Here is a 26075-nt window from a genome sequence, read left to right as displayed (position 1 = left end):
GGCATTCCATGGGCAAATTTCGCCTGGGACTCATTATCAATCCATTGGCCGGACTGGGCGGCAGCGTTGCCCTCAAGGGCAGTGACGGTGTGGCGGCCGAGGCGTTGGCGCTCGGCGCACAGCCCAAGGCCGGGTTGCGGATGCACACAGCCCTGGAGGAGTTGCTGGAATTCAAGGACAGGATCATTGTCTATACCGCCTCCGGTGCCATGGGCGAAGATGTGTGCCGTGCCATGGGCTTTGAAACTGAGATCTGCTACCAGGCGCCTTTGAATACCGAGGCCGGCGACACCAAGTCAGCAGTTGCCGAGCTTTGCAAGCTGCAGCCGGACCTGTTGCTGTTCGCAGGCGGTGATGGCACAGCCCGGGATGTGTACGCTGTGGTCGATGAGCAGCAGGTGGTACTCGGCGTGCCTGCCGGGGTCAAGATCCACTCCGGCGTCTATGGCATCACCCCCAAGGCCGCGGGCATAGTGGTACGCCTGCTGCTGCAAGGTGAACTGGTGTCCCTGATGGAAGCCGATGTGATGGACATAGACGAAGCCGCATTCCGCGAGGGCACAGTCCGTGCCCGCCGTTTTGGTGAGATGCGGGTCCCAGCGGAGCCCCGCTATGTGCAGGCGGTGAAAATGGGCGGCAAGGAAGTGGATGAGCTGGTGCTTGCCGATATCGCCGCCGAGCTTATCGATGAGATGGATGACAGCCTCTATATCATGGGCTCGGGCTCAACCGTGGCCGCTGTGATGCAGGAGCTGGGACTCGACAACACCCTGCTGGGGGTCGACCTGGTGCAGGACCGTCAATTAATGGCGTCTGATCTCACCGCGGCACAATTGCTTGAAGCCACTGAAAATCAAAAGGTTAAACTGGTTATCACTCTGATAGGTGGCCAGGGACACATTCTGGGGCGTGGCAATCAGCAGCTGTCACCGGCCCTTATTCGCCGCATCGGCAAGGACAATATTGTGATCCTGGCAACCAAAACCAAGTTGAAAGCCCTTGAAGGAAGGCCGCTGATCGTGGATAGTGGCGACCCGGAACTGGACAAGGCCCTGAGTGGCTATTACCGAATTGTCACCGGCTATCGGGATTATGTGATGTACCAGGTGGCCAACCCGTCGGAGTAAGAGATGTTTGAGAAGTATGAAAACGCCCTGGATCAGTGGATCGCGGGCATAGTGGCCAACGGCGATGACGATGCTATGTTTGCCAGCGGTTATCTGCAGGGCCATTTTGCTGTGGCGCTGGCCGAACTGGAAGCCGAGGGGGATGTGGACAGCGAGCGCCTCGACACCAAGATGGCTGCCTGCCTTGACATCGCCAGGGGCGAGTTGGCCCCTGCAGATTTCGCCCTGGTGGCCAATGCCTGGGACGAGCTGAGAGCCAGTATCGCGGCCTAAGTGCTTGCCGGGCTGCGGCTGTCAGTCCAGTGATTTACCCTTGAGCAGTTTGCGCTGCCACATTCTGCCCGGGGCCATGGCATCGAGTAATGCCTGGCTCAGGGGCGGCACTTCGCCCTGCATCATATCTGCGAGGCACTCGGCCGCCAGTGGCGCCGAGCTGATGCCTCGGGAACCCAAGCCCGCCAGCGTATAGAGTCCCGGCAGTTCCGGCAGAGCCCTGTGCTGCCAAAAGCGCGCCGCCGCCGGGCCCACGCCCTGGGCCTGATACATGTCCATCAGGGCTTGAGTATCGGGCACGGCACCCATCATGGGGAAATGATCCCGGGTGACCATGCGCACTCCAACCCTGGCGCTTTGCGCCGAAATATCCAGATCCTCAAGCCACTGCTGCTGCGGGTAGCTGTCCCGCATCTTGTCCAGATTCCCCCGCTGCTCGGCTTCGCTGTAATGGCCATCCTGAGCCCCCTTAACGTAGCTTGCCCCCATGCAATGACTGCCCATGTGCCCCGGCGTGAAGTAACCCTGGGAACAAAGCACGGTTTTCAGCTGCGGCAGCGCGCCCTGACTCGGTACATGGGATACCTGACCGCGAAAAGGACTCACCGGCAGGCTGCGGGTCTGGGTAAACTGCATTATGCCTTCACCGCAGGCCAGCACCAGTTGGTCGAACTCCCCAAGGACGCCGTCCGGGCCCTCAAGCTGCCAACCGTGTTCAAGCTGCTTAAGTTGCTCCAGTTGCTTAAACGCCGTCACCCGGGTGCCCAGGTGCAAGTCCAACAGGCCGCTTTGTTGGGCCTGGGCCACCGCAGCGCGGCAAAACTCAGCGGGGCTGACCCAGCCGCCGAGGGGATAGAAAATGCCCGGACTGTCTATGCCGAGCCCGGCAAGCCTTGCGCCTTTGGCCGCATCGACCCGTCTGGCTATCCTGTCCGGCCAATGGCTGGCTTGGATGATTTTTTCCAGTCGCTCCGCCGAGCGTTGATCGTGGCCGGTTTGCAGTACGCCGCAAAAATCATGGGCAATGGCGTGACCGGCAGACTGCAACTGCTCTATTACCCTGCGACTGTAAAGGAAGGCCTGGATAAAGAAGCGGCACAGCTCGCCATCCTCAGGGGTCAGCAAGGGGTAAATGGCGCCCTGGCGATTGCCGGAGGCGGCCCCCGCCAACTCAGCTGTTGCGCAAAACAGGCTGACCCTTTGGCCCCTCATGGTCAGCGCCAGCGCCATGCAGGCACCGGCGATACCTCCACCGATAATGGCCGTGGTTTTGGGCTCTACTGTTCCGACCGTCAGCGGCAACCTGTGCTTGCGGCGGTATTCGTGCCACAGCGCCAGGCGCTCGGACAGATCCAGCTCATGCCTTGTACCTTCTGCCAGGCAAAGAGCCCCATCCCGGGACAGGCGCAGCAGTTCCCGGCCGGGTAACAGTTCCAACCAGGCATCGACCGCACCCTGCGGGCCGCAGGGCAGGGCGGCGAGGGTGGTGGCAACATCGCCCAAATGCAGATCCAGCCACAAGCGACCGTCCTCTAGCTGCAACCTTTGTCCTTCTTTGAGTGCCAGCGGTTCACTTTCGAGCAATTGCTTGAATACAGAATGATCTTTTTCAAATTTTGTGTTGCTATAGAGCGCATTCAGCTCAGGCATACTGTCGCAGCACAGCAGCAGCTTGAGGCTTAGTCCCTCGGTCAGCAGCGCTCGTAACAGGCTGTCGGCACCGGCCAGATGTTCTGGCTTGCTGGCATGCAGCACCAGGGTTGCGCGCCTGTCCAGGGCTTGGTTTTTCAAGGGCAGAAGCAGCGCGTGATAGGAGAGGAAGCTGGGCTCGGTCGGGGTCAAAGCATTTACTCTGTGTTGCATAATAGGCATTATTTTACCTGCCTTTATGGAAAGCTGACCACTTAAAAGCGCCAAAGGGGATACTATTGGCGCACTAAAATTGGTACTGATTGTACGGAATGGATAGTAGAACATGAAAAGAGTCGTGATCACCGGCATTGGCGTTGTGTCAAGCATAGGTAACAACAAGCAGGAAGTGACCGAGTCACTGAAGGCCGGACGCAGTGGTATTACTCACTCTGCGCAATTTGAAGAAATGCAGCTGCGCAGCCATGTGTGGGGCAACATCAAACTGGATCCCGCTGAGCTTATTGATCGCAAAGCCATGCGCTTCATGGGCAACGCCGCCGCCTACGCTTACCTGTCAATGCAGGAAGCCATTGAAGATGCGGGTCTGACCGAAGAGCAATATTCCAACCCCCGCGTAGGTTTGATCGCCGGTACCGGTGGGGCTTCATCCTCCAACCAGGTGCAGGCTGCCGACATTCTGCGTGAAAAGGGCGTCAAGCGCGTAGGTCCATACATTGTGCCGCGCATCATGTCCTCCACCGCCAGTGCCTGTCTGGCGACACCCTTTAAAATCAAGGGTATGAACTATTCCATCAGCTCTGCCTGTGCCACCAGTGCTCACTGTATCGGTCACGCGGTTGAACTGATCCAAATGGGTAAGCAGGACATGGTCTTTGCCGGCGGTGCCGAAGAGATCGATTGGACCCTGACCATGGGCTTTGACGCCATGGGCGCCCTGTCAACCAAGTACAACGACACCCCAGAGAAAGCCTCCCGTACCTATGATGCGGATCGCGATGGTTTCGTGATCTCCGGTGGCGGCGGCATAGTGATTGTCGAAGAGCTGGAACACGCTCTGGCCCGTGGCGCCAAGATCTACGCCGAAATCATCGGCTACGGTGCATCTTCCGACGGCTATGACATGGTGGCCCCAAGCGGTGAAGGCGCGGTGCGCTGCATGCAAATGGCCCTGGCCGATGTGGATACCCCTATCGACTACATCAACACCCACGGTACTTCTACTCCGGTAGGTGACGTGCGTGAGCTGGAAGCCATCCGCGAAGTATTCAAGGACAAGGTGCCGCCAATTGCGTCCACCAAGTCTCTGACTGGTCACGCCCTGGGCGCAGCCGGTGTCCATGAAGCCATCTACAGCCTGCTGATGATGAAGGACGGCTTTATCGCCCCTTCAATCAACATCGACAATCTGGACGAAGCCGCCAAGGATATGCCGATTGTGCGTGAATACCGCGATGCCGAGCTCAATACCATCATGAGCAACAGCTTCGGCTTCGGTGGCACCAACGCGACGCTGGTAATGCGCAAGTACAAGTAAGCGGCAACGCTACACAAATACACAAAAAAGGGGAGCTATGCTTCCCTTTTTTATTGTTACAATGCACCCACTTAGTCCTTGGGAGTCTCAGCTGGTAATGAAAATCCTGGTCGATGAAAACATGCCCTATGTTGACGAGCTGTTCGGTGAACTGGGACAGGTGGTCAAGGTGTCCGGTCGTACTTTGGATGCCGCGACAGTGGCCGATGCCGATGTGCTGCTGGTGCGCTCCGTAACCAAGGTCAATGAGGCCCTGCTGCAGACCAATCAACAACTGCATTTTGTCGGCAGTGCCACCATAGGCACGGACCACGTGGACCGGGATTATTTGGCGAGCCGCAGTATTCCCTTTGCCAATGCCCCCGGCTGTAACGCCATCGCCGTCGGTGAATTCGCCTTTATTGCCATGCTGGAATTGGCACAGCGCTATGGCGGGCGTCTCAAGGATAAAAGGGTCGCCATAGTAGGCGCCGGCAACACAGGCACGGCTCTGGCCAACTGTCTGGCGGCTTACGGGGTCGACTACCGACTGTGCGATCCCTTGTTGGCGCAAAGCGGCGATAAGCGGGAATTTTATGCCCTCGACGAGCTGCTGGGCTGGGCTGATGTCATCAGCCTGCATGTACCATTAACCCGCGAAGGCCCGCACCCCACCTGGTATCTGTTCGATGAGCAGAGGCTGGATAAGCTGCCACAGAATGCCTGGTTGCTTAACTGTTGCCGCGGCGAGGTGATAGACAACAGGGCGCTTATCCGGGTCAAGAGTCGGCGGGCGGACCTGCGCCTGGTGCTGGATGTCTGGGAAGGGGAGCCCAATCCCATGGCCGAGTTGGTTCCGCTGGTGGATCTCGCCACTCCCCATATCGCCGGTTACAGCCTCGAAGGCAAGGCCCGCGGTACTTATATGCTCTACCAGGCCCTGTGCCGGGAGCTTGGCATTACCCCGAGTGCCGGCCTCAACAGCCTGTTGCCGCCCTTCCATCTGGCCGGTGTGACCCTGGCGCAAAACATCGACGAACGACAGCTGCTGGGTCTGTGTCGCAGTGTCTACGACCTCCGTGATGATGACTGGGTCTTTCGCCGTGAAGGCCTTGATGGGCGCGGTTTTGACAATATGAGAAAAAATCACCGCCATCGCCGGGAATTCAGTGCCCTGGCGCTGGCACACACGGGGGCATCTGAGGTAGATTGGTTGTCCCAATTAGGTTTCACTGGAATCGGTTCATAAACATGTCGCAGCAATTTAACGTAGTCGTATTGGGTGCATCGGGCGCCGTGGGTCAAACCATGATAGAGATCCTTGAGGAGCGCAATTTCCCCGTTGCCAAACTTTTTCCCCTGGCCAGTGCCCGCAGTGCCGGCGACACCGTGACCTTCCATGGGAAACAGGTGGAAATTCTGGACGTTGAGAGCTTTGATTGGTCCCAGGCACAGATTGGTTTCTTCTCTGCCGGTGGCGATGTGTCGGCCCGTTGGGCCCCCATAGCCGCCGAGCATGGTTGTGTGGTGATAGACAACACCTCACACTTCCGTTACGACATCGACATTCCGCTGGTGGTCCCCGAGGTGAATCCCGAGGCCATTGCCGATTTCCGTAACCGCAACATCATAGCCAACCCCAACTGCTCCACTATTCAGATGCTGGTGGCCCTAAAGCCTATCCACGATGCCTTTGGCATCAGTCGCATCAATGTGGCCACTTACCAGTCCGTGTCCGGTACCGGTAAAAAGGCCATCGAAGAGCTGGCCGGCCAGTGTGCCAAGCTGCTGCAGGGGCTGCCGGTTGAGCCCAGCGTTTACAAAAAGCAGATTGCTTTTAACGTATTGCCGCACATAGATAAATTCATGGATAACGGCTACACCAAGGAAGAAATGAAAATGGTGTGGGAGACCCGCAAGATCCTCGGTGACGATGAGATAGTGGTTAACCCTACGGCCGTGCGTGTGCCCGTGTTCTATGGTCACTCCGAAGCCGTGCATATCGAGACCCGCGCCCAGGTGGATGCCGAGGACGTGAAGGCCGTACTGCGTGATGCTCCGGGTGTGGTGCTGTTCGAGGATGATGACGATTATCCAACCGCTGTAACCGACGGTGCCGGTCAGGATCCCGTGTATGTGGGTCGGGTGCGCAAGGATATCTCCCATTCCCATGGTATTAACCTTTGGGTAGTGTCGGACAATATCCGCAAAGGCGCGGCACTGAACAGTGTGCAAATCGGTGAGATCCTGATCCGCGATTATTTGTAAAAAGTAAGAAAAGTCAGTGAGTTTGTAGAAAAAGCCCGCATGCAGCGGGCTTTTTTTGTTTTACAAATGTGAACAGTAGCAGGGCATGAATTTCTGGTTTATAGTAATCTGAATAAATACAATTGCCTAAAGCCTGTCGCCGCCCGGTGAACATGCGCGCTTGAAAGGGAAGGATTGATGAACTTTCGCACTTCTTATCTTGGTGGCCTGGTCGCTGCCGTTTTTATTACCCTTGCTGCCCCCCAATTTCCCGCTGTACAAGCCGCAGAGCCGCTGAAAATCACCGGCCCAGATGGTCAAACCCGTGAGAGCCAACGTCAGTATGGCCCAACGACCACCTCAGATACTTTCTGGAGCATAGCGCAGAAAGTCCGTCCCGATACCGATGTCACCATCTACCAGGTGATGGCGGCTATATACGATGCCAACCCCCATGCCTTCGCCACGGCCAATTACAACAGTCTTGAAAAGGGCATGATACTGCTGATCCCATCCCGGGAGGCCATGCTGGCCATTCCCAAGTCATTGGCAAAGGAGCGGGCAGAATCCCAGGACAAGGCATGGCGCAGTGGCACAGTCACAGCCAAACCTGAGCCGGCAAAGCCTGCTGTGACCGAAGTTGTGCCTGAGCCAGAGGCCAAGATGCCGCCCAAACCTGTGCTGCCAAAGCAGGATGAGACGGTCAAGCAGTTGAGCGCTAAGCTCGAGGAAGCCCAGGGGCAGAATTTGGCCCTGACCGACGAGCTGGGGCGGGTGAAAGATCAGCTGGAAGTGCGTAACAACGATGTTGAAGGCTTACAGGTCAAGGTTGAGGAACTCAATACCCGCATCGCCACCCTGGAAGAAGCCCTGGCTGCGGCAAGGGAGCAAAACGCAGCTTTGCAGACCGACAATGAGTCATTGAAGCAAGCCCAGGCGCTGGCTCAGATAGAGTCCACTAAAGCCGGAGAACAATGGCGTAGCCTGGTGGACAGCCCCTTGCTGTTGATCTTGGGCGCATCCATTCCTGCCGTGTTGATATTGGCGCTGGTGTGGATGTTTATGCGTCGTCGCCGTGGTGCTCAGGAATTGAGGACCGAGCCCAAGGCTATGGCGGAAGCCGCAGTGGCAGCACCTGTTGCAGCAGCCGTGGCAACCTCACAGCAGGATGCCAAAGACGAAATGGCCGTGCATCTGGATGAAGATGCCGACGACAGCATAGATTCGCTGCTGGACATGAGCAATGTCACAGTGGCGCCGGAGCCGTCTGAAGAGGCCGAAGTATACGTTGATACCGGCGCCGATGAGGAAGGTCAGAGTTTGGACGACCTCTGGGCCGAAGCCATGGGTGAGCAAGACGGTGAGGTCAGCGATGAGGATCTTGATGCCTTGATGGCGGGGCTGGAGACCACAGAAGATAAACCAGTCAAGGCAAGTGAAGCCGAACCAGAGGTTGAGGCAGAGGAAGATTTGGACGCCTTGTTGGCCGATATGGAAATTCCGGCCGACGACAATATCGAGCAGGACACCCGGGACTCAATTGCTGCTGAATTGGATGAGGAGCTGGGTGAAGGGCCTGATGTTGGCGAAGAGGATCTGGATGCCCTGTTGGCCGGTTTTGATGCCCCGGCCGAGCCTGAGCAAGACGCGGAACAGGAAGATCTGAGCGCTGAAATTGCGGCAGAACTGGAAGAAGAACTGGGCAGCCAGGACATGGAGGACGATCTCGATGCTCTGCTGGCCGAGTTCAACCTGCCACCGGAAACCGATGAGCCGGTAAAAGGTCCGAAGGCCCTCAGTCAGGAGGAGTTGGATCAACTCAAGCGGGAAATGACCAAGGCCGATGAGCCTGAAGAGGTTGAGAGCGCTGATTTTGACCTGGACAGCCTCATTGAAGATTCGCTTGCTGAAAGCGAGCCCACATTGGACGAGGTTGAGACCAAGGAAGATAAAAACGCGCCGCTGGAGTTCACTCTCGATAAGGAAGACAGACCCAAAGTAAATAAGGAAAGGGATTCTGGTTTCTTCAACGATCTCAAGGCCGGCAAGCCAGGGGCTAAGACGCTGGAGTGGGATAGCCCGGATGAGGCAGAGGAGCCAAGTGAAGATCCCAAGGCCATATCAGCCAAAGATATCAGCGATGATGATTTGCTGGCAGCATTTGCCGAGCAGGAACAAGAAGGTTTCAGCCTTGAAGATGATGACTTGTCGATGGATGAAGCTCTGGCGGCCTTGACCGCGACAGAAAAGAAAAAGAAACCGGCGCGCAAGGTGGAAGAAGAAGAGCTCAGCTCCTTCCAAAAAGAAAATGGTTTTATCGATATAGACCGTCTGCTCAATGAAGCAAGCGAGAGTGAAGCGGAACTCGAGCCTTATCCTGCACTGGATGTGGATATGGATTTGGGGGAAATGGACAGTCTGCTCGGTAACACCTCCATGATTGATGTGGATGACGAGGAAAACTCGGTCAATGCCAAGCTGGATCTGGCCCGTGCCTATATCGAAATTGACGATAAAGACAGTGCCAGGGCGCTGCTGCGGGAAGTGGAAATCGACGGCAACGCCCGCCAAAAAGATGAGGCTGCAGCCTTGCTGGCGGAAATTGACTAAGTTCTGACAACAGCGAAAAACGGCGCCCCGGGCGCCGTTTTTTTTCGGGACTGGCGCCGTGACTATGCTAAAATCCGCCGCCTTGTTCGAGATATGTGAGAATAGACATGCGCATTGCCCTGGGAATTGAATACGACGGCAGCAAATTTTATGGCTGGCAGCGCCAGGCCGAGGTGGACTCGGTGCAGGCGCAATTGGAGCGGGCCCTGTCCATTGTGGCCAATGAACCCATAGAAGTGCAGTGCGCCGGTCGCACCGATGCCGGTGTCCATGCCACGGGCCAGGTGGTGCATTTTGATACTCAGGCCATACGCAAGGACGGGGCCTGGACCTTGGGGGTGAATGTGCATCTCCCCGATGCCGTGGCCGTGCGCTGGGCCAGACCCGTGAGCGAGGACTTCCATGCCCGCTTCTCAGCCACAGCCAGACGCTATCGCTATGTCATATACAACCACAATTTCCGCCCCGGGATCCTGCGTCACGGGGTCAGTCATTATCATGGCGACATAGACGAGCAAAAGATGCATTTGGCGGCTCAGGCGCTGCTGGGGGAGCGGGATTTCACCAGCTTTCGCGCCATAGGCTGTCAGTCGAAGACCCCGTTTCGCAACGTGCACAAGGTCAGTGTCAGCCGCCAGGGGATGTACATCATAGTGGACATCCAGGCCAATGCCTTCCTGCACCATATGGTGCGCAATATTGTCGGCTCCCTGTTGGAGATAGGTCTTGGCAATCAGCCCCTGGACTGGATGGCGACCCTGCTTGAGGCCAAGGACAGAACCCTGGCTGCAGCCACGGCCAAACCCCATGGTCTCTATCTGGTTGATGTGACTTATCCCGAAGAATTTCAAATACCTAAATTGGCTTTGGGCCCCTTGTTCATGCTGGACTGAATCTTGGCCCTGTGCTAATTTTTGAGCCATCCGGGCGCGGCTTACGTTGTTAACTACATACCTTGTTATCCAACACGCGCCTTATTCAACCGAGTTGTCTTTTATGGAAATGCGCCCCGGCAGGGATTCAACCCTGCAACAATGGCTGGATTACCAGCTGTCCATCCATCCCACCGAAATTGAAATGGGCCTTGGCCGGGTGACCGACGTGGCCAGGCGACTGGGCGTCGACAGCTTACCCAAGAGCCTGGTGGTTACCGTCGCCGGCACCAATGGCAAGGGCAGCACCTGTGCCATGCTGGAATCTGTGCTCGCCGGAGCCGGCTACAGTGTCGGGGTATACAGCTCGCCCCATATGCTGAAGTACAACGAGCGGGTGCGTATCGGGGGCAAAGATGCCGCCGATGCCGATCTCATTGCCGCCTTTGACGCCATAGAAACGGCTCGCGGTGAGATTTCCCTGACCTTTTTCGAATACGCCACCCTGGCGGGGCTGATGCTGTTTGCTGCCGCCGAGCCGGATGTGGTGATCCTCGAGGTGGGCCTGGGGGGGCGTTTGGATGCCACCAACCTGATTAATGCCGATGTGGCGGTGATCACCGCGGTGGATTTGGACCATCAGGCGTTCCTTGGCAACACCCGCGAGGCCGTTGGCCGGGAAAAGGCAGGCATATTCCGCGAGAACAAGGCTGCCGTGGTGGGGGAGGCGGATCTGCCCCATACAGTACTCGAGGTTGCCGCAGAAAAAGGCGCCAGGCTTTACCGTGTCGGTCAGGAGTTTTCCTATGGTGACGATGGCAAGCTGTGGCACTTCCAGGGGCAGTTGCGCAGCCTGAAGAATCTACCCTTGCCGCAGTTGCCACTGCCCAATGCCGCAACCGTGATTGCGGTGCTTGAGCAATTGCCACTGAACATAAGTGATGAGCAGATTGCCAGGGGCATTGCCGCGGCGCGGCTCACAGGCAGGATGGAGCAGATAGCCAGTGCGCCTGACATCATCCTTGATGTGGCCCACAATCCCCATGCGGCCCGTTTCCTGGTAAAACAACTTGCCGCCTATGACGGCAAGCGCATCCGCGCCGTATGCGGCATGCTCAAAGACAAGGATATCGCCGGCGTGATGCAGATTATGACGCCCGTTATCAGCGACTGGTATCTGGTGAGCCTGGGGGGGGAGCGCGGGGCAAGTGCCGACACCTTGCGCGACTGTTTGCCGGCAAGCGCCAATGTGCGCTGTTTTGCCGGGATGGACGAGGCCAGGGATGCCGTGCTTGCCGACGCCGGCAAGGATGAGGTGGTAATTGTGTTTGGCTCCTTTTACACTGTGTCCGGGTTCAAGTCATTGATGGGTGGTAACTAGGTTTGTCGAGTCAGTTTCATAACCGTTTGGTCGGTACCGTGGTGTTGGTGGCCCTGGGGGTTATCTTCCTGCCCGATATTCTTGATGGCAAAAAGGCGCGGGTGGAAGAGCAGTTCGCCGAGATCCCCCTGCGTCCGGAGGCCAGTGCCGAGCTGTTGCCCGCCAGTCAGTTTGAACCCGAGAGTCTGGTTGAGGATGAGGATGCAGGTGCGTCGTCTGCGGCCGAAGAGCTGCCGGCAGAAACCGCCACTGCCGAGCCTGAGCCCGAGCGCAAACCAAGTGAACCTGAGCGCAAGCCCAGTGGTTCTGAGACTAAACCAACAGAGGCCGAGGTCAAGCAAACTGCGAAGGCTCAGCCCCAAACTCAGGCCAAGCCGGTACAGACCCAAACCCAGCGCAGCGCCAAGCAGGCGGCCTGGACTGTGCAATTGGGCGCCTTCAGCAACGCTGCCAATGTGCAGGCTCTGGTGAAGAAGCTGCGCAAGGCTGGTTTCAGCGCCTATACCCTGCCGGCCAAGCCCGTGGATGGCAAGTTAACCAAGGTGTATATCGGCCCCGATGTATCCCAGGAGAAGCTCACGCGCCTGCTTGCCGATGTGGAGAAATTGACCCAGCTCAAGGGCAAGGTCGTGGCTTACGATCCACTGGAAAGCTGAGTGTTGCCACTTGCGAACAATTTATTTGCCGTCGCGGGGGTGAGAATCTCCCGCTTCTCTGTTAGAATCGCGCCGTCCTGAAGCCTGTGCCGGAAAGCCCATTCCATGGTCTGGATTGACTACGCCATCATTTTTGTCATCGGATTGTCGACCTTAATCAGTCTGATCCGCGGTTTTGCCAAAGAAGCCATGTCTCTGGTGGTATGGTTTGCGGCCTTTTTCATTGCCAGCCAGTTTTACCTGGATCTCGCACAGCAACTGACCCAAGTCGCCGACGAAATGCTGCGCAATGGCATTGCCATTGCCATACTCTTTGTCACCACCCTCATCCTCGGCGCGCTCATCAATTACTTGCTTGGCCAATTGGTGGCCAAAACCGGATTATCGGGTACCGACAGGCTGCTTGGCCTGTGCTTCGGTGCCCTGCGCGGCGCATTGATCGTCAGCGCCATGCTGTTTTTCCTGGATGCCTTTACCGGCGCGCCCAATACCCCATGGTGGAAGGCATCGCGTTTGGTCCCCGAGTTTGGGGTGGTCATCCAGTGGTTTTTCCATTACCTGGAAAATACCTCTAGCTTTGTACCCAAAATATAAAAAATACAATCACATCTTAAATACGAGGAAACTCTCACATGTGTGGTATCGTCGGAATTGTTGGCCATTCAGCGGTTAACCAAACCATCTATGATGCCTTGACCGTGCTTCAGCACAGAGGTCAAGACGCGGCCGGCATAGTCACTGTTGATGGTGGCGCCTTCAGATTGCGCAAGGCCAACGGCCTGGTACGCGATGTGTTCGAGCCCAAGCATATGCAACGTCTCCAGGGTAACGCCGGCATCGGCCATGTGCGTTACCCTACCGCCGGCAGCTCCAGTGCCTCCGAAGCCCAGCCCTTCTACGTCAACTCCCCCTACGGTATATCACTGGCCCATAACGGTAACCTGACCAATACCCTGGAGTTGGCCGAACGTCTGAAGCAGCAACGCCGTCACGTAAACACCACCTCGGATTCCGAAGTGTTGTTGAACCTGCTGGCCGATGAACTGCAACAGTTGCAGACCCAGCACCTCTCAAGCGAGCAGGTGTTCGAGGCCGTTACCAAGGTGCATGCCCAGACCCGCGGCGCCTATGCCGTGGTGGCCATGATAGTGGGTGAAGGCCTGGTGGCTTTCCGCGATCCTTACGGTATTCGCCCTCTGGTGCTCGGCAAGCACGAAACTGCCAAAGGTACCGAGTACATGGTGGCTTCCGAAAGTGTTGCCCTGGACGCGGTCGGCTTTGAGGTGATGCGCGATGTGGCCCCCGGTGAGGCCGTGTACATCACCCTCGATGGTCAGTTGTTTACCCGCCAGTGCGCCGCGACGCCGAGCTACTCACCCTGTATCTTCGAATTCGTATATTTTGCCCGTCCGGACTCCACCATAGACAAGGTGTCTGTGTATGCCAGCCGGGTCAACATGGGCGCCAAGCTGGGTGAGAAGATCAAGAAAGAATGGTATGACCATGACATTGACGTGGTGATCCCTATTCCCGAAACTTCCTGTGATATCGCACTGGAAATCGCCCGTTGCATGGATCTGCCATATCGCCAGGGTTTCGTGAAGAACCGCTATATTGGCCGGACCTTTATCATGCCCGGTCAGCAGGAGCGCAAGAAGTCGGTGCGCCGCAAGCTCAATGCCATCAACGCCGAATTCAAGGGCAAGAATGTGCTGCTGGTGGATGACTCCATAGTGCGCGGTACCACCTCAGAGCAGATTATCGAAATGGCCCGTGAAGCCGGCGCCAAGAAGGTGTACTTTGCCTCTGCGGCCCCGGAAATCCGTTTCCCGAACGTGTACGGTATCGATATGCCCACTTCCAACGAGCTGATAGCTCATGGTCGTGATGCCGATGAGATTGCCAAGCTTATTGGTGCCGATGGCATCATTTTCCAGAATCTGAGCGATCTGGTGGAAGCCGTACGTATGGAGAATCCGGAGATCAAGCGCTTTGAGACCTCGGTATTCGATGGTCACTACATCACCAACGATGTGGATCAGGCCTACCTGGATCATTTGACCCAGCTGCGCAACGATGACGCCAAGGCCAATCGCAACAAGGATATTGGCACCAACCTTGAGCTGCACAACGTCTGCCATCCCTGATAGATGTTGGCTTGAGCAACGCCGGTCCAAGTGACCGGCGTTGTTGTTTTTGCGGCCGGATCCCTGGGGCCAACTTGCCTTGTCAGCGCAGCTGGTTTACATTTTACTGTAAATTCATCCAGTATTTTAAACGCCATGATCCTCTATATTGCCGAGAAGCCCAGCCTGGGGCGGGCCATTGCCGATGTGTTGCCCAGGCCACACACCAAGGGTGACGGCTATATCCAGCTCGGTAACGGCGATTGCGTCACCTGGTGCATAGGCCACCTGCTGGAGCAGGCCGAGCCCGATGCCTACGATCCCGCCTTCAAATCCTGGCAGTTTGAGCACTTGCCCATAGTGCCCGAGCGCTGGCAACTGGTGCCCAAAGCCAGTGCCAAGGGGCAATTGGCCGTGGTCAAGCGCCTGCTGAAACAGGCAAGCACCATAGTGCATGCCGGCGATCCCGACCGGGAAGGGCAGTTGTTGGTGGACGAGGTGCTGTCCTTCGCCGGAGTTGATGCGGCGAGGCTCGCCAACACCCGCAGGCTGCTGATCAGCGATCTCAACCCCGAAGCGGTGAAACGGGCCCTGGCGCAGCAAAGGTCCAACAAGGAATTTGTGCCGCTCGCCACCTCGGCCCTGGCGCGCAGTCGCGCCGACTGGCTCTATGGCATGAACATGACCCGGGCCTATACCCTGGCCGGGCGCAAGGTGGGCTATCAGGGGGTATTGTCCGTGGGCCGGGTGCAGACACCTCTGCTGGGACTGGTGGTGCGCCGCGATGCCGAGATAGCCAATTTCCTGCCCAGGGATTATTACGAGGTAATGGCCCATATCATCACCACCCGGGGCGAGCGCTTTTGTGCCAAGTGGCAACCGAGTGACGCCTGTCAGCCTTACATGGATGAGGAAGGACGGGTCTTGTCCCAGCGCCTGGCGCAAAAGGTGGTGGACAGCATAGGCAATCAGCCGGCGCAGTTGTTAACTCTGGAAACCAAGCCCAAAAGACAGGCGCCGCCCTTGCCCTACAGTTTGTCGGCACTGCAGATTGATTGCGGCAAACGTTTTGGTATGAGTGCCAAGGAGGTGCTGGATACCGCCCAGGCCCTCTATGAAAAGCACAAACTTATCACCTATCCGCGCTCGGACAGTCGCCATCTGCCGAAGGCGCAGCTGGCACAGGTGCCGACCACCTTGGCTGCGATAGCCCAGGGCGCCGCCGAGCTGACTGCGGGTTTGGATGCGCCGGATCCCAAGCGGGTGTCCAAGGCCTGGGACGATAGCAAGGTCGATGCCCACCATGCTATAGTGCCGACAGAGAAGGTTGCCAACCTGGGAAGTCTGGCGCTCAGGGAGCGGCAACTGTACCTCCAGATTGCCCGCCAGTACCTGGCACAGTTTTATCCCCACCATGAATATGATGAGACCGAGGTGCTGCTGCAAATCGCCGGTGGCCGCTTTGGCTGCAAGGCCAAACGGATAACCCGCCCCGGTTGGAAGCCGCTCTTCGGCCAGCAGCTGGAAGAGGATGAGGGACAGTCAAATCTGCCGGCCCTCAATGCCAATGAACCGCTGCACTGTGAGCGCGGTGAACTGCTCAGCAAGCAAACTCAGCCCCCCAAGCATTTTACCGATGCTACACTGCTGGCGGCCATGACGGGCATAGCCCGCTATGTGCAATCGGCCGACATCAAGAAAATCCTCAAAGAAACAGATGGTCTGGGCACAGAGGCGACCCGGGCGGGGATTATCGAATTGCTGTTCAAGCGGGGCTTTCTGGTGCGTCAGGGTAAGCAGATATTGGCCACCGACGCCGGCAAGGGGCTTATCGCCAGTCTGCCCGAGGTGGCCACCACGGCCGATATGACGGCGCTGTGGGAAAGCCGGCTCAATGGCATCAGCCACAGGGAACTGGCCTATCAGGCCTTTATGGCACCTTTGACCGAGCAGTTGCAGGGGCTGATTGCCGAGGCGGCCGCCAGTGTGCCGACGGCGCTTGCCGGCGTGAGCGCCAAACCCGCCTGGAAAAAGGGCCGGGCTGGACGCAAAGGCTATTCATCCAAAGGCAATTCTTCTAAAAGCAACTCTTCTAAAAGCTATTCTCGCAAAGGAACCACTGCGAAAGGTAATAGTGCCAAACCCAAGACAGGCGCTACAGCAGGCAGCAGCACAAGGAGAAGTGCTGTCAAAGGGACTGGGGCAGGCAAAAGTCGTAGCAGTGCCATTGCCTGAGCTAAGTTATTTGGCTCGATATTGGTTGCTGATCGGATCGTAACGATAGCCGCAGCGGGCCAGACGCCTGTCCAGCTCGGCGCCATCCATATCCAGCTCGTACAGGAGTTCGGCCTTATCCTTGCACTGCAGCCGCAATTTCTCATTGACTATACCCAGCAAAATTTCCGGCGACAGGGCTTGGGGATTGTGAATATCCATCTGTTTGGGTCTCCTTGTGAAAGGCTCTTTCACAGTATCGGTCAGGGTACCGGCCCGGGCAAGCCACAGGCGAGGGCAGAAGGCCTGGCAGTGCGCAACAAGCAAAAAAAAAGAGCAAGCCAAAGCGGGCTTGCTCTAAAAGCAATGATCAATTCACGGAACGGTTGGAACACTGTTGATTGTGCCCCACGAGCCTTAACCGAGACTGAATCAGCTCGGTTTATCGCCAAGTCATGCGCTTTATCATCTGCTTACGCCATTGGCTCAGCGCAGCAGCTTGCCACGGTTAAGGGCGATTAGCCTGTTCAGCACCCGCTCACCATCCATGCGGATGCCATTGTGCTCATATTCAGAAGTCAGCCAGTAGCGCAGTCCCTTGACCTTGGCCGCCGTGGCCAGGCTGTATTCCATCTCGACAAACATGTCTTCGCTGTAGATGGCCGCTGCGACGGGTACCTGGTTTTGCCCCAGTTGCTGCTCGTCATAGAGCGCAGGCCAGTCCTGCTTGGCTGCCAGCAGGTGTGCGGCATCGCGCAGGGGGCGAAGGCTGGCAAATTGCTCAAACATCCAGGGGTAAATCATTTCTCCGGTCAGCAATAAAGGCTTGTCGGCATCGTAGTGAAACTCGGGATAGTCGTTCCTTACCCTGTGGGCGGCCCAGTCGGACGCCTGGCCCTGGCAATAGATGGCCTCGTGCAGCACGGCAAACAGTGGATTGCTGTTGTAATCCAGCATCTGACTGAATTGCACCGCGAAAAAGGGATTGAGCACAGTGCCCTGGGTGGTTTGCAACAGTGCCTGTTCCAGCAGGTAATACACGGCTTCGGGGCCGCCTTCCATACCCAATTGGATCCCGAGCAGCTGCAGCATTTCCACCGTCAGGGTTTCACCACTGGCAAGCCTGGGCTTGTGCTGTGTTATATGGGCGGCAAGTTTGTCGAGCAGCGCCTGGGCATCGGGGAAGCGGTGGTGAAAGTCGCGGTTTTTCTGCAGTACCCGCTTATAGGTGGCGCGGTATACGGCATCGGCATTGAGGCTCAGAGGCGGTATGCCGCCGGTGATATAGGCTTCTTTGAGTCCCTGTGGTGCAAAGCTTAAGTAGTTGAGCACACAAAAGCCGCCGAAACTTTGCCCCAATATGGTCCAGGGCGTGTCTGGGCTCAGTTTGCCCCGAACCCATTCTGCATCCCTGACAATGTTGTCGGCGCGAAAATGGCTCAGGTATTCGGCCTGTTCATTGGGATTCAGGCCGGCGAGGCTTTGGTAATTGATGGGCGACGACAGCCCGGTACCACGCTGGTCGAGCAGCAGCACCCGGTATTCATCCAATGCCCTTTTAATCCAGCCTGAATCGCCCATGGGCCTTTGGGCCGCGAATCCCGGGCCGCCCTGGAAATACACCAGGAAGGGCAGTTCGGCGTTTTCCTTGCCGCAACGGACCAGTTCGCGCACGAAAAGATCAATCTTGGCCCCATTGGGCTGACTGTGATCCAGAGGGACCTGGAATTGGTGTTTGTGGGCAATAACGCCGGCGAGTTTTTGGGTGCTGTGCATTTCTGACTCCGAAAGACATGTGCGTCGAATTGTATACAAAAATACCGGCCTGTGGCAGCCATTAGCCTTTTTCAGCGCAAAATCGGTCGACGCGGACAGATCGCAGTTTGCAGGTTTTATCCGCTGCAGGCTGGCAATTTATCATTCGGCTGGCGTACTCTAGGGCCAGTTTTTCCACGCACTGGTTGTTATCAAAAGTTTTTATGAAGTATCTCATTATTCCTGTGACGCCCTTTCAGCAAAATTGCACCTTGCTCTGGTGTGAAAGCAGCCTCAAGGCCGCTGTGGTCGATCCCGGTGGTAACCCGGAGCGGATCCGCGCCGAAATATCCCGCCTTGGTCTGAGTCTGGAAAAAGTGCTGCTAACCCACGGGCACCTGGACCATGTGGGCGCCGCGGTTGAAATGGCCGAAAGCTTTGGGGTAGAGATCCTCGGGCCCCATGAAGATGACAGTTTCTGGTTGCAGATGCTGCCGCAGCAGAGTCAACGTTTTGGTTTTCCCCTTTGTGCCGCGTTTGAGCCCAGTCGTTACCTGGTGGAAGGGGATGTCATCAGCATAGGGGAAGAGCGCCTGGAAGTGTTGCATTGCCCGGGCCACACGCCGGGCCACCTGGTGTTTTTCCATCGTGCCGACATGCTGGCGCTGGTGGGGGATGTGCTGTTCAATGGCTCCATAGGTCGCACCGATTTTCCACGCTCCAATCATGAGCAGTTGCTGCACTCCATCAAAAACAAGTTATGGCCGCTCGGTGACGTCAGCTTCATACCCGGCCATGGCCCCATGTCGACCTTTGCCAGAGAGCGCCTCAGCAACCCCTTCGTGGCGGATCCCCGATTTGGCTGATGCCGGTTTTGGTGTTTTATTTCATAAACTTTGCCCCAAGTCCGGTTTTTGCAGCCTTGATTGACGTATTTTTACCAAACTAAAAATACAAAATCCGGGGTTAATCATGTGGAACCGTATGCCGGCGGCGATCGCTGCCGGGCTATTGGCGGCCGTTTGGGCCGCGTTTGCCGATCACTTCGGCCTGCTGACAGTGGCAGGCTTTCTCGGTTGCAGCGCCTTCTTCGCCCAAGGCCGGCTTGATGCCAAGGGCTGGTTATATTGCAACCTGACCTTAATATCGGGCCTGTTCTGGGCCTGGCTGATACTCAAGGGCGGTGGCGCTATGCCGACTCCCTGGCTCGGTTATCTGCTGACCGGTGTGGCTACCTCCGCCATGTGCCTGCAGGCTTGCCACAGGGCCCTGTCTTTTATTCCTGCCGCTTTTATCGGCTGCTGCGGCCTGTTTGTGGCCGGTGGCGAGCCTGTGGTGGCTTTGCTCCCCCTTATGTTGGGCGCGGCCTTGGGGCTGGCCATGGCCAAGCTGACCTCGGCCATAGAGCAACTGCTGCAATATCTGGGTATTGAAGGGCTTAAGGCATAGGACTTGGGAACATAGCCACACTGTGTTCCGGTTGCGGCCAACTATACTTGGCAATGCAGCCGCGCAACGGTGAAGGAAGCATAAGATGAAACAAATCACCTTTCGTAAAATTGACGCTCTACTGATCAAGCTGAGCCTTAATGGCAAGTTCTGGGTCGTGTGCTCCATGGTGGCGGCCATCACGGCCGCTGTGGCGCTGGCCAATTACCGTCTTGAGCTGAAACTGATTGAAGATGGCAGTGCCAGGGCCGTGCAGGCTGCCCTGGATGCCAAATTGGCAGCCCTGGATTCGGTATCCGAAGATGCCAGACCGGCGTTGATGACGGCACTTGGGCTTGAACCCCAATCCAGAGCCGGGCGGCGCGGTGATACGGTCACGGCCACCGGGCAATGGCAGGGGCAAAGCCTGGGCTACAGCGAGCAGGTAAGAAGTCGTGAGGCCGAGGCCCGCGGTGATGCCAGCTTGATGCTGTGGCTCGCTGCCCTGGGTTTGTTGCCCTTGTTTCAGCTCAGCTACTGGATTTCCACTTCCCTTGGGGGTGGTTTATGGGACATGTACATGGCCATCAAGCGTCTGGCAGACGGAGATTTGACCCAAAGACTCAACTTTTTCGGTACCGATGATTTCAGTTTGATTGCCAGGGAAATCGATCGCTGCGCGGATAACATGAGCGATATGGTGGCCGCCATCGGCGGCAACGCCGAAACCCTGTCGAAGGCGGCCAGGGAGTTCAATCAGCAGGCCAAGGCCAGCGATGACCTTATCCGCAACCAACATCATTTTCTTGATTCGGTGACGGTGGCCATGTCTGAAATGGCCAATGCCATCGAAGAGGTTTCGGCCAATGCCAGTCTGACGTCAAGCCAAACCAAGTCCAACGCCGGCGCCGTTAACGCCAGTCAGCAGCGGATTGCGGCAACCGTGCAGGGCATTGCGACCCTGTCGGGCAAGATTGGCAGCGCCTCGGACTCGGTCAGTGCCCTGTCCCGTGAAGCGACCGAAATCAATGCGGTGGTGACCACAATCAACAGTATTTCCGAGCAGACCAATTTGCTGGCGCTGAATGCCGCCATTGAGGCGGCCCGCGCCGGCGAGCAGGGTCGGGGTTTTGCCGTGGTGGCTGACGAGGTGCGTACCCTGGCCGGGCGCACCCAGCAGGCAACGGTGGAAATTCAGGGCATGATAGAGAGTCTGCAATCCGGTACCCGGGGACTGGCGAACATTACCGGGGAGATAGTGACAGAGGCCGATACCCGCCGTGAGGCCATTGCCTTGGTGGGGGATGATGTGGCGCAAATGGCCGACTCGGTCAATCAGGTGTTTGACATGGCCAGTCAGATAGCCGCTTCGGCTGAGCAGCAAAGTGTGGCCTGTCGGGAGATAAGCCATCAGCTCAATGAGATCCGCAGTCAATCCGGAGTGATAAGCGACAACGCCCACAGGGCCCTGGCCCTGTCACAGGATCTCGACAAGGCGTCGGCTGGTCTGGATGACATACTGCACAGGTACCGTGTCTGATTAAGTGTTTGAATGAACCTGTCTGAATAGAAAAGGGGCGCCGTGAGCGCCCCTTTTTAGCTGTGTCATGTTAGCCGTGTCAGGCCGGGCTGAACTCGCTCCACACCGGGGCATGGTCCGAGGGCTTTTCCATGGCCCTCAACTCGTAGTCCACACCTGAGGCCTTGAGCCTTTGGCTCAGGCTGGCTGTGGTCAGGATCACATCGATGCGCAGGCCACGATTGTCATCGAAACCCTTGCTGCGGTAATCGAACCAGGAGTAAACCCCATCCTGCTCCGGATGCAGCAGACGGAAGCTGTCATCAAAGCCCCAGGATTTCAGGGTTGCCAGCCACTCGCGCTCTTCCGGCAGGAAGCTGCACTTGCCGGTCTTGAGCCAGCGTTTGGCATTCACTTCGCCTATGCCTATGTCGAGATCGATTGGCGAGATATTGATATCACCTATGACGGCAATATCCTGATCCGGACTGAAGGACTCGCTGAGCAGGCGCTGCAGATCGGCGTAGAACTTGCGCTTGGCGGGGAACTTGGTTTCGTGGTCACGGCTTTCACCCTGGGGGAAATAGCCGTTGATCACTGTCAACAGTCGGCCATTGGCCTGACGGAATTGGCCCATGATCAGTCGGCGCTGGGCGTCCTCTTCATCCCAGGGGAAACCCTTGGACACAGATTCAGGCTCTTCTTTGGACAGCAGGGCAACCCCGTAATGGGCCTTGCCACCGTGGTAATGCACCTTGTAGCCCATGGCCAGCACGTCTTCCAGAGGGAAGGCCTCATCGTGGACCTTGGTTTCCTGCAGGCCTATGATATCCGGCCGCTGGGTATCGATAAGCGCCTGCAACTGGTGCAGGCGAGAGCGCAGGCCATTGATATTGAAGGAGACAATCTTCATCAGGGCAGCACTCGCTTGAAGGGTTTGACTATCACGCTGGCGTAGACACCGGCGGCGATATAAGGATCGGCATCGGCCCAGGCCTTGGCCGCTTCCAGGGATTCAAACTCGGCAACCACCAGGGAGCCGGAGAAACCCGCTTCGCCGGGATTCTCGCTGTCGATGGCCGGATGTGGGCCCGCGGTCAACAGGCGACCTTCATCGGCCAGCTCCTGTAATCTGGCCAAATGGGCGGGACGGGCTGCCAGACGTTTTTCCAGGCTGTTTTCAACGTCCTGGGAAGAGATCATGTACCACATCATTTAAGTTCCTTCTGTTGCTCTTCGGGTAAATGCTTGTAGAGATAAAATACTGTGCCAAACAGGTTGATTAAGGTCAGAGCCGTGAGGCCAAACACCTTGAAATTCACCCAGACTTCCAGTGGCAGCTCAAAGGCCACATAGATATTGCCAAGGCCGCAGCTGACAAAGAATGCCACCCAGTACCAGCTGACCCTGGCCCAATATTTGTCTGCCACCCTCAGTTCCTGCCCCAGCAGTGACTTGAGTACGGGGCGGCCCATCAGCTGGGTCACGGCGAAGATAGTGGCAAACACGCCATAAATGATGGTGACCTTCCATTTGATAAAGGCGTCATTGTGGAAAATCAGCGTCATGCTGCCGAACAGCAAGACCAGGGTGAAGGTGAACCAGAGCATCTTTTCGATTTTACGGTAGATAACAAAGGTCGCTATCAATTGCAGCACACTGGCGGCGATAAGTGCGCCGGTGGCTGCATAGATATCAAAAAATTTATAGACGATGAAAAAGACCAGCAGCGGCAGAAAGTCCAGCAGTTGTTTCATGGAAATCCCAAACAAGACGGCAAAGCAGCGAGTGTAGCACGCCCGGGCAGGCCGTTAAACAGGCTCCCGGGCGGCTTGGCGGCCCATTATTCCGCTAGCCAATCGTTAGTGCTGACGCCGGTGGCAACCACACCGAAGCTTTTGATACTGCACAGGGTGGCGTTGTGGTGGGCGATTATGCTGGCGGCATCCAAATGGGGCTTGTTGGCTGTGGTGTGCGCATCCGTTACCAGGGTCACGGGATAACCCAGGGCCAGGGCGCGGCGCACCGTGGTGTCAACGCAGAACTCGCTGGCATAGCCGCAGATCACCAGTTCGGTCACATCGAGCTCGTCCAGCAGGGATTTGAGCCCTGTGCCATTGAAGGAGTCCGGGGTGCTTTTGCCAACCCGAAAGTCATCTTCTTCGGCCACAAGGCCCGTGGCCAGTTGCCAGCCGTCGCTGTCACGGGCGATGGGTGTACCTTCCTGTTCATGCTGGATAAAGATAACCGGCATGTCGGAATCCCGCGCCTGCTGGCTCAGGCTGTTGATCCTGTCGATGACGGCGTGTGCCTCATGGGGGGGATTGCCGTTCTCAAACAGCAGCTTCTGTACATCGATAACCAATAATGCCTTGGTCATAAGACCGCTCCTTAGCTGATCCTGCTTCCAATACCGGATCTGGGATTAAGCCTCTTTTGTAGGGCAAGAATCAAAGAGAGTCAATCTTTTCAAACTGTTGGCCAGCTTCCAGGGCCGGATATAAAAAGGGCCACCCGGTTTGTGGGTGGCCCTCAATGTCATCAGCGATTCTCTATGTGCCTTGGAAGGCAAAATAAGGGCTTGCCGGGAGCGCTTAAGTCGCGGCCTTCATGGCTTGGCTAAAGCTCTTTAGCTCGGCGATAAGGGCGGCTGGATTATCCCTGTGGGTCTCAATCAGCTTGACCACGGCCGACCCCGAAATCGCCCCGGCGGCGCCGGCGGCAATGGCGTCCCGGACCTGTTGTGGCTGGGCAATACCAAAGCCCAGCAGTGGCGGCGGGGCATCGAATTCGGCCAGGGTGCGGAGTATGGTCTCCACAGGTGTGCCGGCCTTGGTATCTGTGCCCGTGACTCCGGCCCGGGACAAAAGATAGGTGTAGCCTTCACCCAGCTCGGCCACCTGCTTCAAGGTGTCGGCATCGGCATTGGGCGGGGCGATAAATATCGGCGCTATGCCGTGGGCCTTGGCTGAGGCCACAAAGGGGGCAGACTCTTCCACCGGCACATCGGCTATCAGCACCGAATCCACACCGGCGGCCTTGGCCCGGGCGTAGAAATTATCTATGCCGTTGGCATACACCAGATTGGCGTACAGCAGCAGGCCTATGGGCAGCTCGGGGTATTTGGCACGAATTTCAGCAATCATGGCAAAACAGGTGTCCGGGGTGGTGCCCGACTGCAACGCCCGCAGGTTGGCGCCCTGAATAACCGGGCCATCGGCCAGGGGATCGGAGAAGGGGAAGCCGAGCTCCAGGCAATCAGCGCCGCCCGCCACCAGGGCATCGACAATGGCCAGGCTGAGGTCTGGTGTTGGGTCACCGAGGGTCACGAAGGGCACAAAGGCGCCGCGACCTTCGGCCGCTAAGCGGGCAAAGCTGGTTTGATAACGGTTCATTGGGGCTCTCCCTCGCTGTTGTTTGCTTTGCTGCTTTCGTTTACCTGGCTGCTTTCTTTTGCTTGGCTGGCGCTTGCCGACTCGCGGGCCTCCAGTATGTCTGACACTGTGAAAATGTCCTTGTCACCGCGACCGGACAGGTTGACCACCAATATCTTGTCCTCGGTGCATTCACGGGCAAATTTCAGGGCATAGGCCAGGGCGTGGGCCGATTCCAGCGCCGGGATTATCCCTTCGCTGCGGGCCAGCAGCTGGAAGGCATCGAGCGCCTCATCATCGGTGGCCGACTCATACCTGGCGCGGCCGGTGGCATTGAGATAGGCGTGCTGGGGGCCCACCGAGGGGAAGTCGAGGCCGGCGGAAATGGAGTAGGACTCCTCAATCTGACCGTGGCAGTCCTGCATCAGGGGGGCCTTCATGCCGAAAAAAATCCCTGTCTTGCCGTGCTTGAGCGGTGCGCCGTGCATCGGCGTGTCTATGCCCTTACCGGCAGGTTCCACCCCGATAAGCTCCACCGAGGGCTCATCGATAAAGTCGGCGAACATGCCGATGGCGTTGGAGCCACCGCCGACACAGGCAATGACGGCATCGGGCAGGCGACCTTCTTTTTCCAGCATCTGCGCCTTGGTTTCTTCGCCTATCATGCGCTGGAACTCACGCACTATGGTGGGGAAGGGATGGGGACCGGCGGCGGTGCCAAGCAGGTAGTGGGCCCTGTCATAGCTGCCTGACCAGTCGCGCATGGCTTCGTTACAGGCATCCTTGAGGGTGGCGGAGCCCGAGGTGACCGGAATGACTTCGGCGCCCATCAGGCGCATGCGGAATACGTTTGGACTCTGACGGGCCACGTCCTTGGCACCCATGTAGACCTTGCACTTAAGCCCCAGCAGGGCACAGGCCAAGGCGGTGGCGACCCCGTGCTGACCGGCACCGGTCTCGGCGATGATCTCCTTCTTGCCCATGCGTTTGGCCAGCAGCGCCTGGCCCAGCACCTGATTGGTCTTGTGGGCGCCGCCGTGAAGCAGATCCTCGCGCTTGAGGTAAATTTTCACCTTGGGGTTGGGAGACAGGTTGCGGGTTAGGGTCAGCGCCGTGGGGCGCCCGGCATAGTTTTTCAGCAGATCGGTGAATTCGGCGGCGAAGGCCGGATCCTGCTGGGCCTCAACAAAGGCGCTTTCCAGCTGCTTGAGGGCCGGCACCAAAATTTGCGGCACATACATGCCGCCGTATTCGCCGAAGTAGGGGTTGAGCTTCAAGTCACCCATGTGCTTGTCTCCGTTGATAATTAAACTTTCCAATCATATTC

The 26075-nt window shown here is 57.3% G+C and carries 24 protein-coding genes; 15 read left to right on the top strand and 9 right to left on the bottom strand.

Annotated features, from left to right (window positions below):
• Positions 1-8: 8 nt before the first annotated feature.
• Both JYB84_RS11020 and JYB84_RS11015 read left to right on the top strand, forming a co-directional pair.
• Positions 9-1127 (top strand): ATP-NAD kinase family protein, encoded by a 1119-nt coding sequence (locus JYB84_RS11020; protein ID WP_207320134.1) that lies wholly within the window; start codon positions 9-11, stop codon positions 1125-1127.
• Positions 1128-1130: 3 nt separating this feature from the next.
• A complete protein-coding gene (locus JYB84_RS11015) occupies positions 1131-1400 on the top strand; it encodes a YfcL family protein (RefSeq protein ID WP_207320133.1) in 270 nt (89 codons plus the stop codon).
• Positions 1401-1421: 21 nt separating this feature from the next.
• On the opposite strand, the gene mnmC is transcribed toward JYB84_RS11015, so the two are convergent.
• Positions 1422-3263, bottom strand: coding sequence for an FAD-dependent 5-carboxymethylaminomethyl-2-thiouridine(34) oxidoreductase MnmC (gene mnmC, locus JYB84_RS11010; protein WP_207320132.1), 1842 nt, complete (start codon positions 3261-3263; stop codon positions 1422-1424).
• Between the two features lie 112 nt (positions 3264-3375).
• Between mnmC and fabB the strand changes: the two genes are divergently transcribed.
• The 10 genes from fabB to JYB84_RS10960 all read left to right on the top strand — a co-directional run bounded on the left by fabB (position 3376) and on the right by JYB84_RS10960 (position 16693).
• A complete protein-coding gene (fabB, locus tag JYB84_RS11005; RefSeq protein WP_207320131.1) occupies positions 3376-4587 on the top strand; it encodes a beta-ketoacyl-ACP synthase I in 1212 nt (403 codons plus the stop codon).
• A gap of 97 nt (positions 4588-4684) precedes the next feature.
• Complete coding sequence (locus JYB84_RS11000) at positions 4685-5815, top strand: 4-phosphoerythronate dehydrogenase (protein WP_207320130.1); 1131 nt, start codon at positions 4685-4687, stop codon at positions 5813-5815.
• A 2-nt stretch (positions 5816-5817) separates the two neighbouring features.
• Complete coding sequence (locus JYB84_RS10995) at positions 5818-6834, top strand: aspartate-semialdehyde dehydrogenase (RefSeq protein WP_207320129.1); 1017 nt, start codon at positions 5818-5820, stop codon at positions 6832-6834.
• Positions 6835-7011: 177 nt separating this feature from the next.
• Entirely contained in the window at positions 7012-9423 is a 2412-nt protein-coding gene (locus JYB84_RS10990) for a FimV/HubP family polar landmark protein (protein ID WP_207320128.1), read from the top strand.
• 107 nt (positions 9424-9530) lie between these two features.
• Positions 9531-10316 (top strand): tRNA pseudouridine(38-40) synthase TruA, encoded by a 786-nt coding sequence (gene truA / locus JYB84_RS10985; RefSeq protein WP_207320127.1) that lies wholly within the window; start codon positions 9531-9533, stop codon positions 10314-10316.
• Between the two features lie 103 nt (positions 10317-10419).
• The gene (gene folC, locus JYB84_RS10980; RefSeq protein ID WP_207320126.1) at positions 10420-11676 is read left to right on the top strand and encodes a bifunctional tetrahydrofolate synthase/dihydrofolate synthase; all 1257 of its coding nucleotides are present in this window, start codon (positions 10420-10422) and stop codon (positions 11674-11676) included.
• A gap of 2 nt (positions 11677-11678) precedes the next feature.
• The gene (dedD, locus tag JYB84_RS10975) at positions 11679-12332 is read left to right on the top strand and encodes a cell division protein DedD (RefSeq protein ID WP_207320125.1); all 654 of its coding nucleotides are present in this window, start codon (positions 11679-11681) and stop codon (positions 12330-12332) included.
• Positions 12333-12437: 105 nt separating this feature from the next.
• Positions 12438-12926: a CvpA family protein gene (locus JYB84_RS10970; protein ID WP_207320124.1), complete on the top strand. Its 489-nt coding sequence runs from the start codon at positions 12438-12440 to the stop codon at positions 12924-12926.
• A gap of 38 nt (positions 12927-12964) precedes the next feature.
• Complete coding sequence (gene purF / locus JYB84_RS10965; RefSeq protein WP_207320123.1) at positions 12965-14479, top strand: amidophosphoribosyltransferase; 1515 nt, start codon at positions 12965-12967, stop codon at positions 14477-14479.
• Positions 14480-14614: 135 nt separating this feature from the next.
• On the top strand, positions 14615-16693 hold the full coding sequence (locus JYB84_RS10960; RefSeq protein ID WP_207320122.1) for a DNA topoisomerase III: 2079 nt from the start codon (positions 14615-14617) through the stop codon (positions 16691-16693).
• A 6-nt stretch (positions 16694-16699) separates the two neighbouring features.
• On the opposite strand, the gene JYB84_RS10955 is transcribed toward JYB84_RS10960, so the two are convergent.
• Positions 16700-16894: a DUF4250 domain-containing protein gene (locus tag JYB84_RS10955; protein WP_207320121.1), complete on the bottom strand. Its 195-nt coding sequence runs from the start codon at positions 16892-16894 to the stop codon at positions 16700-16702.
• Positions 16895-17158: 264 nt separating this feature from the next.
• On the bottom strand, positions 17159-18448 hold the full coding sequence (locus tag JYB84_RS10950; protein WP_207320120.1) for an alpha/beta fold hydrolase: 1290 nt from the start codon (positions 18446-18448) through the stop codon (positions 17159-17161).
• A 203-nt stretch (positions 18449-18651) separates the two neighbouring features.
• Here JYB84_RS10950 and JYB84_RS10945 point away from each other — a divergent pair, with 203 nt between their 5' ends.
• From JYB84_RS10945 to JYB84_RS10935, 3 genes are all read left to right on the top strand, one after another.
• Positions 18652-19293: an MBL fold metallo-hydrolase gene (locus JYB84_RS10945; RefSeq protein WP_207320119.1), complete on the top strand. Its 642-nt coding sequence runs from the start codon at positions 18652-18654 to the stop codon at positions 19291-19293.
• Between the two features lie 106 nt (positions 19294-19399).
• A complete protein-coding gene (locus tag JYB84_RS10940; RefSeq protein ID WP_207320118.1) occupies positions 19400-19876 on the top strand; it encodes a DUF1097 domain-containing protein in 477 nt (158 codons plus the stop codon).
• Between the two features lie 85 nt (positions 19877-19961).
• The gene (locus tag JYB84_RS10935) at positions 19962-21395 is read left to right on the top strand and encodes a methyl-accepting chemotaxis protein (protein ID WP_207320117.1); all 1434 of its coding nucleotides are present in this window, start codon (positions 19962-19964) and stop codon (positions 21393-21395) included.
• Between the two features lie 79 nt (positions 21396-21474).
• Here the strand turns inward: JYB84_RS10935 and xthA are convergent, their stop codons facing one another.
• The 6 genes from xthA to trpB form a co-directional block, all read right to left on the bottom strand.
• On the bottom strand, positions 21475-22287 hold the full coding sequence (gene xthA / locus JYB84_RS10930; protein ID WP_207320116.1) for an exodeoxyribonuclease III: 813 nt from the start codon (positions 22285-22287) through the stop codon (positions 21475-21477).
• Complete coding sequence (locus JYB84_RS10925) at positions 22287-22586, bottom strand: YciI family protein (RefSeq protein WP_207323194.1); 300 nt, start codon at positions 22584-22586, stop codon at positions 22287-22289. The genes xthA and JYB84_RS10925 overlap by 1 nt, the downstream gene beginning before the upstream one ends.
• Complete coding sequence (locus JYB84_RS10920) at positions 22586-23131, bottom strand: septation protein A (RefSeq protein WP_207320115.1); 546 nt, start codon at positions 23129-23131, stop codon at positions 22586-22588. Before JYB84_RS10920 ends, JYB84_RS10925 begins: the two co-directional genes overlap by 1 nt.
• Positions 23132-23217: 86 nt before the next feature.
• Positions 23218-23754: a cysteine hydrolase family protein gene (locus JYB84_RS10915; RefSeq protein ID WP_207320114.1), complete on the bottom strand. Its 537-nt coding sequence runs from the start codon at positions 23752-23754 to the stop codon at positions 23218-23220.
• A 214-nt stretch (positions 23755-23968) separates the two neighbouring features.
• Positions 23969-24769 carry a tryptophan synthase subunit alpha gene (gene trpA, locus JYB84_RS10910; protein WP_207320113.1) on the bottom strand — a complete coding sequence of 267 codons (801 nt, stop codon included), beginning with the start codon at positions 24767-24769 and terminating at the stop codon, positions 23969-23971.
• Positions 24766-26034 carry a tryptophan synthase subunit beta gene (trpB, locus tag JYB84_RS10905; protein ID WP_228290761.1) on the bottom strand — a complete coding sequence of 423 codons (1269 nt, stop codon included), beginning with the start codon at positions 26032-26034 and terminating at the stop codon, positions 24766-24768. The genes trpA and trpB overlap by 4 nt, the downstream gene beginning before the upstream one ends.
• Between the last annotated feature and the right edge of the window lie 41 nt (positions 26035-26075).

Source organism: Shewanella cyperi, from assembly GCF_017354985.1.
GTDB classification, from domain to species: Bacteria; Pseudomonadota; Gammaproteobacteria; order Enterobacterales; family Shewanellaceae; genus Shewanella; species Shewanella cyperi.
The sequence above is the reverse complement of the archived record's forward strand: the minus strand, read 5'-3'. Positions and strand labels throughout refer to the sequence as shown.

Bases quoted from the DNA above. Each gene is read 5' to 3' on its own strand.
- JYB84_RS10920 (WP_207320115.1), bottom strand. From the start codon at position 23,131: ATGAAACAACTGCTGGACTTTCTGCCGCTGCTGGTCTTTTTCATCGTC.
- JYB84_RS10955 (WP_207320121.1), bottom strand. From the start codon at position 16,894: ATGGATATTCACAATCCCCAAGCCCTGTCGCCGGAAATTTTGCTGGGT.
- JYB84_RS11000 (WP_207320130.1), top strand. From the start codon at position 4,685: ATGAAAATCCTGGTCGATGAAAACATGCCCTATGTTGACGAGCTGTTC.
- JYB84_RS10935 (WP_207320117.1), top strand. From the start codon at position 19,962: ATGAAACAAATCACCTTTCGTAAAATTGACGCTCTACTGATCAAGCTG.
- JYB84_RS10945 (WP_207320119.1), top strand. From the start codon at position 18,652: ATGAAGTATCTCATTATTCCTGTGACGCCCTTTCAGCAAAATTGCACC.
- JYB84_RS10990 (WP_207320128.1), top strand. From the start codon at position 7,012: ATGAACTTTCGCACTTCTTATCTTGGTGGCCTGGTCGCTGCCGTTTTT.
- JYB84_RS11015 (WP_207320133.1), top strand. From the start codon at position 1,131: ATGTTTGAGAAGTATGAAAACGCCCTGGATCAGTGGATCGCGGGCATA.
- JYB84_RS10970 (WP_207320124.1), top strand. From the start codon at position 12,438: ATGGTCTGGATTGACTACGCCATCATTTTTGTCATCGGATTGTCGACC.
- JYB84_RS10925 (WP_207323194.1), bottom strand. From the start codon at position 22,586: ATGTGGTACATGATCTCTTCCCAGGACGTTGAAAACAGCCTGGAAAAA.
- folC (WP_207320126.1), top strand. From the start codon at position 10,420: ATGGAAATGCGCCCCGGCAGGGATTCAACCCTGCAACAATGGCTGGAT.
- xthA (WP_207320116.1), bottom strand. From the start codon at position 22,287: ATGAAGATTGTCTCCTTCAATATCAATGGCCTGCGCTCTCGCCTGCAC.
- truA (WP_207320127.1), top strand. From the start codon at position 9,531: ATGCGCATTGCCCTGGGAATTGAATACGACGGCAGCAAATTTTATGGC.
- JYB84_RS10960 (WP_207320122.1), top strand. From the start codon at position 14,615: ATGATCCTCTATATTGCCGAGAAGCCCAGCCTGGGGCGGGCCATTGCC.
- JYB84_RS10995 (WP_207320129.1), top strand. From the start codon at position 5,818: ATGTCGCAGCAATTTAACGTAGTCGTATTGGGTGCATCGGGCGCCGTG.
- JYB84_RS10915 (WP_207320114.1), bottom strand. From the start codon at position 23,754: ATGACCAAGGCATTATTGGTTATCGATGTACAGAAGCTGCTGTTTGAG.
- mnmC (WP_207320132.1), bottom strand. From the start codon at position 3,263: ATGCAACACAGAGTAAATGCTTTGACCCCGACCGAGCCCAGCTTCCTC.
- JYB84_RS10940 (WP_207320118.1), top strand. From the start codon at position 19,400: ATGTGGAACCGTATGCCGGCGGCGATCGCTGCCGGGCTATTGGCGGCC.
- JYB84_RS11020 (WP_207320134.1), top strand. From the start codon at position 9: ATGGGCAAATTTCGCCTGGGACTCATTATCAATCCATTGGCCGGACTG.
- trpB (WP_228290761.1), bottom strand. From the start codon at position 26,034: ATGGGTGACTTGAAGCTCAACCCCTACTTCGGCGAATACGGCGGCATG.
- fabB (WP_207320131.1), top strand. From the start codon at position 3,376: ATGAAAAGAGTCGTGATCACCGGCATTGGCGTTGTGTCAAGCATAGGT.
- trpA (WP_207320113.1), bottom strand. From the start codon at position 24,769: ATGAACCGTTATCAAACCAGCTTTGCCCGCTTAGCGGCCGAAGGTCGC.
- JYB84_RS10950 (WP_207320120.1), bottom strand. From the start codon at position 18,448: ATGCACAGCACCCAAAAACTCGCCGGCGTTATTGCCCACAAACACCAA.
- purF (WP_207320123.1), top strand. From the start codon at position 12,965: ATGTGTGGTATCGTCGGAATTGTTGGCCATTCAGCGGTTAACCAAACC.